Annotated in this window: 1 protein-coding gene; it reads right to left on the bottom strand. The window is 30.9% G+C overall.

Annotation, left to right across the window (positions count from 1 at the left end; genetic code table 11):
* Positions 1 to 65: 65 nt before the first annotated feature.
* Positions 66 to 12,146, bottom strand: coding sequence for a non-ribosomal peptide synthetase (locus tag A4F88_RS14810; RefSeq protein ID WP_068843425.1), 12,081 nt, complete (start codon positions 12,144 to 12,146; stop codon positions 66 to 68).
* Between the last annotated feature and the right edge of the window lies 1 nt (position 12,147).

The following is a 12,147-nucleotide window of genomic DNA, read 5'->3' as shown; positions in this document are numbered from 1 at the left end:
AATATGTATTTTATTAAAAGCTTAACTATTTATTTATGAAATATGGTAATAAGAACAGCATAAGTCTATTCATTAATTAACCGCATCATTTTTTTGATACTATTATGCAGCAATATGTGATCAGTCTTAGCGTCATATATTTCTTTAAGGCAAACCAATTTAATTTCGATAGCATTTTCATGTAAAATGCATGTTAAATTTATGCCTTCAAAATCGCAGATTTTATCAACATATTCCTTAGATTGAATTGTCGTATCGTTCAGACTAATATGGTCTTGTTCTATAAGAAAATTGAAGTTTCCTAATATGCTTTGATCTAAATCTTTTTTAGATGTTTTTAGTAAATCTTCACGTATTATCTCATATGGTATTCTTTGATGAAGTCTCGCCTCAAGATAATTAGAATAACATTTTTTTATTCCGTCCAGATTAAATTCAGAATCTATATAAGATAAAGGAATGATATTATCTATAACTCCTAGTATTTTTGCTACATCGAAATTTTTAATTTCCTGCTCTCGACAATCGACTAAAACTCTATAAAGTTCTTTATCTTTTATTTCAAGATGAGAAAGTAACATTTCGAAAAAAGCATTGAATAACGAACTCACAGGAATATTGTTATGTGACGAAAACTTTTGAATATGATTAAAATTTTCTCCGTATATAATTGTTTCCTGAATTACAAAATCTAACTTTTCATTTCTTTGTATTTCATCCTTATCTGATAATTTTACTTTCTCTAATTTTGTTGTCCAATAGTTTCTTTCTTCTATTGCTGACAGTGAATTCAAAAAGTTTTCCTGATAGGCTATAAAACTGAACGGATGGTAATAATTTGTTTCTTGTTGTTTACCTTCAAAAAAGTTAGTTAATTCCCTTTTTATGATTTTTGACGTATAGTTATCTGCCAATGAATGGTGTAATGCCATTACAACACTTACATTGTTGTTATTATTTTTATCTTTTTTCAGTATCAAAATTTTGATTAGTTCTCCGCCAATTAAATCAAATTTACCTAGCAAAAACTCTGTTGCATTTTCTTTACTTTTTGAAGAGCTTAGTTCAATTTTATCACTTATAAATAGCTTAAATTTTACATTATCCGAAGAGACATAATACTGAAATACTTTATCATTGTCTTTTTTATACTCTACTGTAAGAGTTGGAAAATTTGAAAGAAAAATTCTAAATTGATCCTGAAATTTATCTTCTCTAAAAGATGACATCTCAAAATTTATTATCACAGATGAATATTTAGATTTAAAAAAGCGTTTTTGATTTGGTGATAATTCAATCACATCATCATAATTCCATTTCTTATTTTCGAAAATATTTGTGTTTTCATTACTTAATTCAATATGAGCAACTTCTTTAGCTTCAATCAATTTTGCTAATTTTTCTATAACAGGCTGTTTAATAAAAGTGTCCATTTTTATTGAATATCCCTTTTGTTTTAAGCGAGAAACAACTTGTATTGATTTAATAGAATCTCCTCCTAAATTGTAAAAGTTATCTTTTATGCTTATTTTTTCTTGTTTTAAGACTTCTGACCATATGGTAATTAACATTTCTTCTTCTTTATTTTTTGGTGCTATGTAAGCCTCTTTTATTAAATCTTTTCCATCTACTCCAGGTAAACGTTTACGATCCACTTTTCCATTATCTGTTAATGGAATCACATCTAATTGAACGTAATATCCCGGAAGCATATAATCTGGTAAGATCTTACTTAAACTTTTCTGTAAAGATTTTTTATTTATTTCATTTTCTGAAATAAAATAAGCAACTAATATTTTTTCATTACCTGTTTGTCTTACATCGACAATTGCCTGTTTGATATCAGTGTTATTTTGGAGTAAGATCGTTTCGATTTCACCTAATTCTATCCTAAATCCTCTTATTTTTACCTGATTATCTTTTCTTCCAAGAAATTTTATGCTGCCATCCGGCAACCAATATCCTAAATCGCCTACATCATAAATATCGTGACCCTCTATAAATGGATTTGCTATGAACTTACTTTTTGTTAGTTCTTCATTTTTGTAATAACTTTTAGCCAATCCTGCACCACCTATATAAATGTTGCCTGGTATACCTTTTGGCAAGAGTTTATTAAATTTATCAAGAATATAAAATTGTGTATTATTTATTGGGATTCCAATATTAGAAGCATCAGCAGGAACTTCTATTTTTTTACAACTTGACCAAATCGTTGTTTCAGTAGGTCCGTACATATTCCAAACAGAGGAAGTACTAACCAGTAACTTTTCAGCAAGTGCTTCACTTAACAAATCTCCTCCACATAGTACTTTTAATTTTTTATTCCCGTTCCATTCTGCATTAAACAACATTTGATAAAAACTTGGTGTTGCCTGAATGATTGTTGCATTTGTTTCTTCAATTTTTTGAATAATCAAATACGGATCTGATAATAAATCCTGAGTTGCAACAAATAATGTAGCTCCAGAAATTAATGGGGCAAAAAATTCTAAAATTGAAATATCAAATGAATAGGTAGTTACAGAAAATAAAGTGTCTTCTGAGGTAATTTTTGGTTTTTGCTGAATGCTTGTTAAAAAATTAATTAATGATTTATGCCCTATTTCTACCCCTTTGGGATTTCCTGTGGATCCTGAAGTATATATAATGTAAGCCGTTTCAGCTGGATTTGCTTTTGATGATGAATTCCCTTTATATTTAGAAAACTCCTCTAAAAGAGATTCTATTTTTAAAACTTTTACTTTATCATCGCAAAGTATAACATGTTCTTTTTCTGTTATGATAATTTGAGCCTGGCTATTTTCTACAATATAATTTAATCTCTCTTTAGGGAAAGTTGGATCAAACGGAATATATGATCTGCCTGATTTTAGAATTCCTAACAAAACTGCCACCATATCAGATGATCTGTCTAATAAAACTGCAATTGGTGATTTATCGTTTTGACCGTAAGTGGCATCTAAAAATGCAGATATCTGCCCTGAAAAAGTCGAAAGCTCAGCATATGTATATGCTGTAATTCCATCATTAATTGCTGTTTTAGTGGAATAATTATTCACCTGATCTTCAAATAAATCAACTACGGTTTTATGTTGAGGGTATTTAATTTTTGTATTATTAAAATCAAATAAAAGCTCATTATGTTCTGCTTTTGATAAATAATCAATTTGGCTTAATAATTGTATATCTTTTGCAACAAAATCTTGAATTACGCCTGAAAAATGAATTACCAGATTCTTTATAAGTGCTGAATCAAATACTTCTGAATCATAATTAAAATCAAGTATTAAAGACGATGAAGATGGAGATATAATAATATTAAAATCATAATTTGTTTGTTCAAAAACATTTACTCCTTCGATTGTGATTTTCTGATGTTGATCACCATACAATGACTGCACTTCATCTTCAATCGCATCCTGAACGAGATAATTTTCAAATATCATTAGATTCTTGACTAGTTCCATGCCAAGATTACTTTGAGATTGTACTTCGGATAAATTAAGATAATGGTGCGCATTACTGTCTAATACTTCCAGATGCAATCTCTTTAAGAATTCTTTTGGGGTTTCATTTTCAGAATATCTAATTCTTACAGGAATAGTATTTATAAATAAGCCAACCATATTCTCTACACCTGAAAGTTCTCCTGGTCTACCTGATACTACAGACCCAAAAACAACATCACTGGTATTATTATATCGGGAAAGAAGATAACCCCATGCTCCCTGAATAAATGTATTGTGAGTAATACCTATTTCACTGCATAACTCACGAATATCCTCAAAAGTAGTGCCTTCTACATGTAAAAACTCTTTTTTGAAATTACTGACTTGCTGCTTTTCTTTTACTTTTTTAAATGGGACTTCTGTTACTGATTCAATACCTTTTAAATAATTCTTCCAATATTCTAAAGATTCTTCTTTATTTATTTTTGATAACCAATTAATATAAGTTGAATATTTAACAGGCTCTGGTAAAGTCAACTTATAATTATTGATAATAGCCATAAGCATTCTATAAAAATCGTTGATCAATATACTAATGCACCAGCCATCCATTAAAATATGGTGACTACTCCAGATAAATTCGTAACTATTATTTCCTAATTCTATAACTTTAAGGCGCATTTGTGTAGGATTTTCGAAATTAAAACCTTCTGCTTTGTCTTCTTCCTTAATTACATGTAACTGGTTTTCTATATCCTCTAAATAGTTAAGAGTTATATAACTAAAATTACTAGAAACACTTTTATGGACTATCTGTAGCGGGATTCCATAATCATTGGTAAAGCTGGTTCTTAAAACAGCATATCTATCTACTAGCTGATTATAAGCTTGTCTTACTGCTTCGATATCAAGATCTTCAAAATGTAATCTGTATGTAATCTGTTCAAAATACATTGGATTCAGGTGATCAACAAGCCAATGATAATATAAACCTTGCTGTAATGGAGAAAGTGTATATATATCTTCAATATTTCCATTAAAATTTAGCACAGATAATTCATTGTAATCCAAACCATTATAGGTAAGATCAGATGGAGTTAAATATTTGTTTTTTTCCTCTGAAAGTTTTTCTATAAGTATAATCAGCTGATTCTTATATGCATTCGCTAATTTTTGTATTGTTTCCTGATTAAAAGCATCAGAAGAATAACGTATAGACATCCCTAGTTTTCCAGAAACCATCATACCTGAAATATCCAGTAACACATCACTTTGTTCATTAACAACAGCTGAAGTACGTCCGATTTTTTCTGAAGAAAAATCAAATAATGATGCTTCCTTTTCTATTCCTACATTTTCTCCAAAATCTCCTAAATAATTAAATTGAATTGTCGAAACTAATTCGTTTGCAAAACGTTTGTCTAAATAATTTAAAATCCCATATCCTACTCCTTTATCAGGAACATTGCGAAGAGACTCTTTTACTTTTACAATTTCAAAATTTTCAGCGTTAGAAACGTCAAGAACAAAAGGATAAACACTGGTAAACCAACCTACTGTTCTTCCAATATCGACTCCATCAATTATTTCCTCACGTCCGTGCCCTTCCATTTTTAAGACACTTTTTTCTACCCCAAAAACTTCTCGTAGTGCTAAAGCCAGCCCAGTAAGCAATACGTCATTAATCTCAGTCTTGTAGACATGATGTACGTTGGTTTGTAGTTTTTGCGTAATCTCAGCATCAAGATTTAATGAAATTGAACTATCTGCTTTTAACATTACATTCTCTAAAGTAAAATCTGTATTAAAGGGTGTAATTGTTTCTTTTGTCAAGTTCTCCCAATAATCCCTCTCTTTCTTCATCTTTTCGCTTATGGCATATCCCTTAAGACCAATAGCCCAACGTTGAAATGAATCTGTTTTTTGAGGCAGAGATATTGTATTTTTGGCCTGATAGGAAGTATATAAATTTGAAAGATCTTCAAAAATTATACGCCATGAAACTCCGTCAATCACAAGATGATGCACAACAAGAACAAGACGATCTCCATCTGACATTTTAAAGTGTCCAACATGAAAGAGTATACCAGAAGTAATATCAAAATCAGATTGAAGTTTATCTCCTTCTTTTTCTAATTCTTCTGACTCAACAGCTGCTCCGCGTAAATCTTTAAAAATAATTTTATAATGATTCTCTAAGCTGTCTTCGTTATATTGTTCACAATTATAAGTAACTGGGTCATATACCATACGTAAGGCATCATGATGACGTACTAATGTGGCTATTGTTTGTTCCAGATTATCAGAATCCAGCTCAATATTACATTTTAGTACTACGGATTGATTGTAATGATTTTTGTTAGGAATTAAATTGCTTTCAAAAAAATATTGCTGAATTGGAGTCAGTAGAACTGGGCCTTTTACTTCCGACTGGTCTACAAAAACTGTATTTGACTCGACCAGCTTTGCTAAATCTTCTAAAATAGGATTTCGTAAAATTTGTTCTACTTTTAGAGTATATCCTTTTTGTTTGATTCTTGATATTACCTGGATAGATTTTATCGAATCACCTCCAAGATTATAAAAACTGTCTTTAACACTAAGTTGGTCACGTTTTAATATTTCTGACCATACATTTACCAAAAGCTCTTCTTCTTTAGTTCGTGGTGCAATATATTCTTCTTTGATTAAGTCAGCGTCACTTACTTCTGGTAGCTTATTACGATTTATTTTTCCATTTGATGTTAGTGGCATTTCTTTAATCTGCACATAATAGCCGGGAACCATATAATCAGGTAAAATCTTGCTAAGTTCATCCTGTATGATTTTTTTGTCTATTTTGTTTTCTGCTACAAAATAAGCAACCAGTGCTTTATCTGATTCATTTTCTGTTACTGTTACTACAGATTGATTAATTCCTTTTACTAAAGAAATATTTCGTTCAATCTCACCAAGTTCTATGCGATATCCACGAATTTTTACCTGATCATCGATTCTGCCTTTATATTCAATTGTACCATCTGGCAGCCATTTGCCCAGATCTCCTGTTTTATATATTTTTTCGCCTGCTTTAAATGGATTCAATATAAACTTATCTGCCGTTAAATCTGCACGATTAAAATAACCGTGTGCTAATCCGGATCCTCCAATATAGATTTCTCCTACAACTCCTTCTGTCTGTAAATTTTTAAATTCATCCAGAATGTAGATCGAAGTATTCCAGATTGGTTTACCAATAAGAATTTTATCATCACTCAACGATACTTCATGAACAGTACAGCCCACAGTGGTTTCCGTTGGTCCATATTCATTATAGATTCGAATTGACGGGTTTATGCGATGCAGGATCTCAATGTGTTCCCTACGAAGCTCTTCTCCTCCCACTACTGCGACTTCCAGATTTGCGGAACTAATATCAAGATTTCCCAAAACACTAATATGAGATGGTGTTAATTTGATGCAGGATATATCACTTGCTAAATAACTCTGTAACAAATCCACAACCTGTTCTCCCTGGTTTATTTCAAGAGTCCCGCCGCTTATAAGAGGCAAAAACAAACTCGTTATGGTTAAATCAAATGATAATGACGTAAAGAGACCAAAATTGGTATTTAAAAGGTTTTCATGCAGATAATAATTTTTTGCCCATAACAAATAGTTGGATAAGGAACCATAACCTACCATAACTCCTTTTGGCTGGCCGGTTGATCCTGAGGTATAAATGATATAGGCAAGATCATCAAAGGTTACATCAGGATTGTCAATACTTACAAGATCTGCAGAAGCTTCAAACTCTACATCGATCGAAAGGACATTGCCCTGATAAAAATCCAGTTCAAGGATAAAAGAAGTTTCCGTTATCAATAATTTAAGGTCAGTATCTTCGGCTATGTAAGCTTTGCGGTTTGCAGGAAGTTCAGAATCGATAGGAACATAAACTCCTCCTGTTTTTAATACTGCAAGAATTGCAATAACAGGCCACTCACTTCGATGCAACTGAATTCCGACACGATCACCTTTTTCGATTCCGTATTCGTTCTTTAAACTTTTTGATAGTTGACTTGATATCGTATCAAGATCCTGATAAGTAAATCGTTTTGAGCCAAAAACAACGGCAGCAGCATCAGGTGTTTTTAAAACCTGATCTTTAAACAATTCCAAAACTGTTTTTTCTTCTCCAAGATCTACTTTGGTATCGTTAAATTCATCCAGAAGACGTGATTTCTCAAGAGAACTTAAATAATCAATGTTTTGAATAAGAATATCCGGACTGTTTGCTATTTGCTCAAAAACATTTTCTAAATGCAAAAACATTGCTGTCATTTGAGCTTCATCATAAATATCTGTATTAAAACGAATATTTAACGCTAAAGCATCTCCAGTTTCGACAAAGGCAAATTCAATATCAAATTTTGAAGTTTTTACTTCTAAACCATATCCTTTTGCTGTAAAATCTTTTAATGATTCTTTGGCTTCAGAATCATTTGCCTGATTTTGACTTTGCAAATCTATCATGACATCAAACAATGCTGATCTGTTTCTGCTTCTTTTAAGGTTTAACTTATCTACAAGTTCATCAAATGAATAAGACTGATGTTCATAAGCTTGCAGCAATGTTTGTTTTTCTCTCTCCAGAAGTGTTACAAAGCTTTCTTCTTTTACTATTTGAGTTCTTATAGCCAAGAGGTTTAAAAATAATCCAATTTGATTTTCTAAATCCGGATGTGCCCTTCCGGCAATTGATGTGCCGCTTATTAAATCTGTTTGACTAGAATATTTATGCAACAGTACTTTTACTCCAGCCATTAATGTCATAAATAACGTAGCATCGTGTTTTTTTGAAAATGCCTGTAGATTTTCTAAAAAGTGTTTAGGAAATTTATACGAAATATTTTTTCCATTATAAGTCTGGACTGTAGGTCGCGTTTTAAAACTTGGCAATTCTAATACTGGTAACTCTCCGGAAAACTGATCAAACCAATATTTTGCAGCTATTTGCATTTGATTTGTTTTTACTTCTCCGTTTAGCCAGACAGCATAATCTTTGTATTGAATTTTTAATTCTGGCAAGTTTATAGTTTTCCCCTGAATCAATGCATCGTAAATTTCTATAATCTCTGACACCAATATTTTCATTGACAATCCATCTCCAATAATATGATGAATAGACAAAAAGAAAATATAACGATCATCATCTACACAAATCATTGAAACTTTGAGTAAAGGAGCTTTGTCTAAGTCAAACACCTCTTTACTTTTAGCCTGCATGAAGTTAGAAATTGCTTTATCCTGATCTGCTACTCCTCTAAAATCTTTTTCATCAATCTTAAAATCTATTAAATCAGCCGGAACAATATATTGTCGAACTTCTCCTTCTTCATTAGCTTTAAAATAAGTTCTTAAAATTTCATACCTGTCAATTAAAATCTGAAATGATTCCTGAAATTTTTCAGCGTCAATCTTTCCGTTTAAAGTAATTGCTTCTGGCATATTATAAGCCAATGAAGCTCCATCAAGCTGGCTTAAAACCCAAAATCTATGTTGAGAGGTTGTTACGGGATATGATTCTGCTAGTTCTACATTTGGAATTGTTACATATAACAATTCTTTCAAATGACCACTTAAATCTGAAATTACCGGGTTCTCAAAAAATACTTTTAGCGGAACACTTTTTCCTAATTTTTTACTAATCCTGTTAAATACCTGGAAAGCCAATAAGCTGTTCCCTCCTAGTTCAAAAAAATTATCATTTATACCTACTTTATCTACCAACAAAACTTCTTGCCAAATTTCTACAAGACTTGCTTCAATAGGATTTCCTGGTGCTACATATTCAACACCGCTATTTAAATGATTATTTTCAACTACTGGCAAAACAGATTTATCAATTTTACCATTGTTATTTAATCTAAAATGATCAACCTGTACATAATAAGACGGCAGCATAAAATGTGGCAATACTGACTTCAGGAAAGAAGATAATACGGTTATATTCTGTTTATTTTCTGATGAAAAATAAGCTATTAATTCATTTTCACCATATTGGTTTCCCCTTACAATAACAACAGCTTCTTCAATTTCTTCATTCTTAAGAAGTGCTTTTTCTATTTCACCTAATTCTATTCTAAATCCTCTTATCTTAACCTGATTGTCCTTTCTGCCAATATATTCCATCTCATTATTAGACAATAATCTAACAATATCTCCAGAGGAATAAAGTTTTCCTTCTCCAAACGGGTTTAATATAAATCTCTCTTCTGTCAATTCCTGTTTGCCAAGATATCCTCTTGCCAGACCTTCACCACCAACCCACAATTCGCCAGGAATTAATTTAGGAAGTATACGTCTTTCTTCATCTAAAATATAACAAGAAAGTGTTGGGATTGGAATACCAATGTTACAGACATCTGATAAAACTTCTTGTTGGGTAATTTCTTTATAAGTAACATGCACAGTTGTTTCGGTAATTCCATACATGTTAATTAGTTTCACATCCGGATAAAATTTATACCAATCTGCTAACTTAACAGGGCGAAGTGCCTCACCCCCAAAAACTACATATCTTAAAGCTAACTTATCTACAGATTCCCATGGTTTTATCGTTAGTAAATTATAAAAAGCCGATGGTGTCTGACTTAAAACAGTAACTCCTTTTGTTACTAAAACATCTAAAAATGCATTGGCATCAATAGCTATATTTTTTGGAATTACTACTAATGACCCTCCAAATAGCAATGCTCCGTAAATTTCCCATACCGAAAAATCAAAACAATAAGAATGAAACATTGTCCAGACATCGTTTTCAGAAAAATCAAAAAGAGGTGAATCATTAATAAACAATCGAACAACATTTCTATGCTCTATCATTACCCCTTTAGGCTTACCGGTAGATCCTGAGGTATAAATAACATAAGCTAAATCCTGGGGAGAAATAATAAGATTTGAATTGCTGACAGAATATACTTGTTTCGATTCTAAAAATTCTAAAAATATTTTATCATCTATACATACTTTTGCCAAACAATCATCCAGGATATATTGTACTCTCTCTTCGGGATATTCCTTATCAATAGGCACATATACAGCTCCAGACTTTAAAATTGCCAATATAGCAATGATTTGTTTTTCGTTTCTTGGCAATAAAAGAGCAACATAATCCTGAGGTTTTACATCGTAGTTTTTTATAAGAAAATCAGAAAACTGGTTAGACAAATCATTTAATTCCTGATATAAGTATTCCTTGTTTTCGACTATAACAGCTGTTTTAGAAGCATGCAGATGCGCTTGCTCTTCAAATAATTTGACTATTGTATCCTCTTTTGGCCAGTTTACATTTGTTTTATCCAGTAATGCCTGAGATTCCTCTTTTTCTAATTTTGTAACATATTGCAGATCAGAAACCAATAAACCAGAAACATTATTGTTTGATAATAAGTTACTATAATGATTTATAATTCTTTGTGCTGTTTCTACATTATAATACAGTTTATTGTATGTAAAATGCATAAAATAACCTGATTGCTGTTTGGTTATTAATAAATTGAAGTCATATTTACCTAATCCTAAATTTGTTTCAATTATTTCAGGTTTTGTTTGTCCAATTTTATAATTATCATTTGAATGATCTTCATAATGAAACAGTACATCAAATAAAGCCGTTCTACTCATATCCTTTTCAGGCTTGAGTTCTGTTACTAATTTATCAAATGGTAAAACAGCAAAATTTAATGAATGTTGATGAACAGATTTATTTAACGAAATAGTATCTTGAAATGTTTCATTTTTAGAAACCTCATTATTTAGCACTATCAGATTTGAAATGGGCCCTACGACACTTTTTAAATCTTCTATTTCCCTATTCTCGAAAATAGTTCCGATAACAACTTTACTTTGTCCTGAATATTTATGCATTAATACTTCAAATGCAGTTAGAAAAACATAATATTCGTTTTCATCAAATTGCTTAATATCGTTAGATATATTTTCTGGAAGTTTTTGGGTAATTACACCAGCTTCATAAATATGAATAGGGTCTCTAACCTCATCAGTATGAAAAATTAAAGGTTCAATAAAACTTAATTTTTCACGCCAAAAAATCATTAATTTTTCAATAGTATCTTCAGAAAATTCTTTTTGCCAATTTGCATAATCAGCGTATTGAACTGATAATTCCGGTAGATTTACTGAAGTATCAAGTAATAATGAATTGTAAATAGAAATAAATTCTTCAAGAATAATGAACATTGATTTTCTATCACAAATAATATGATGTGCAACAAATATTAATGTATTTAAATCATCTGCTAATTCAATTAAATCAACTTTAAATAGATTTTGACCATCGATTGAAAAGGGTTCATTAATTAAACCATGATAAAAATCTGAAATCTGTTTTTCGTCATTGGTAATACTACGTTTATCATGTATTTTGAAATATACATGAGCTTCTTTTTCAACAGATTGAACTATTTCATCATTTTCTACTAAGATTTTAGTCCTTAAAGATTCATGTCTTTCATGCAATATAAAAAGACTTTTCTTTACTAAATCTTCCTCTAATTTTTTATCAATTTTTAAGATCAAAGGAACATTATGGTACACCGGTGCGGCTTCATACAGTACTCCATTTTCAAAATTATCTATAAACCAAAGCCTTTCCTGATGATATGAGGCTGGAAAAATTTGTGAATTCATA

Origin of the sequence: Flavobacterium chilense (assembly GCF_001602525.1) — a bacterium.
In the GTDB taxonomy this organism is placed as follows: domain Bacteria; phylum Bacteroidota; class Bacteroidia; order Flavobacteriales; family Flavobacteriaceae; genus Flavobacterium; species Flavobacterium chilense.
This window is presented reverse-complemented; position numbering and strand designations above follow the sequence as displayed.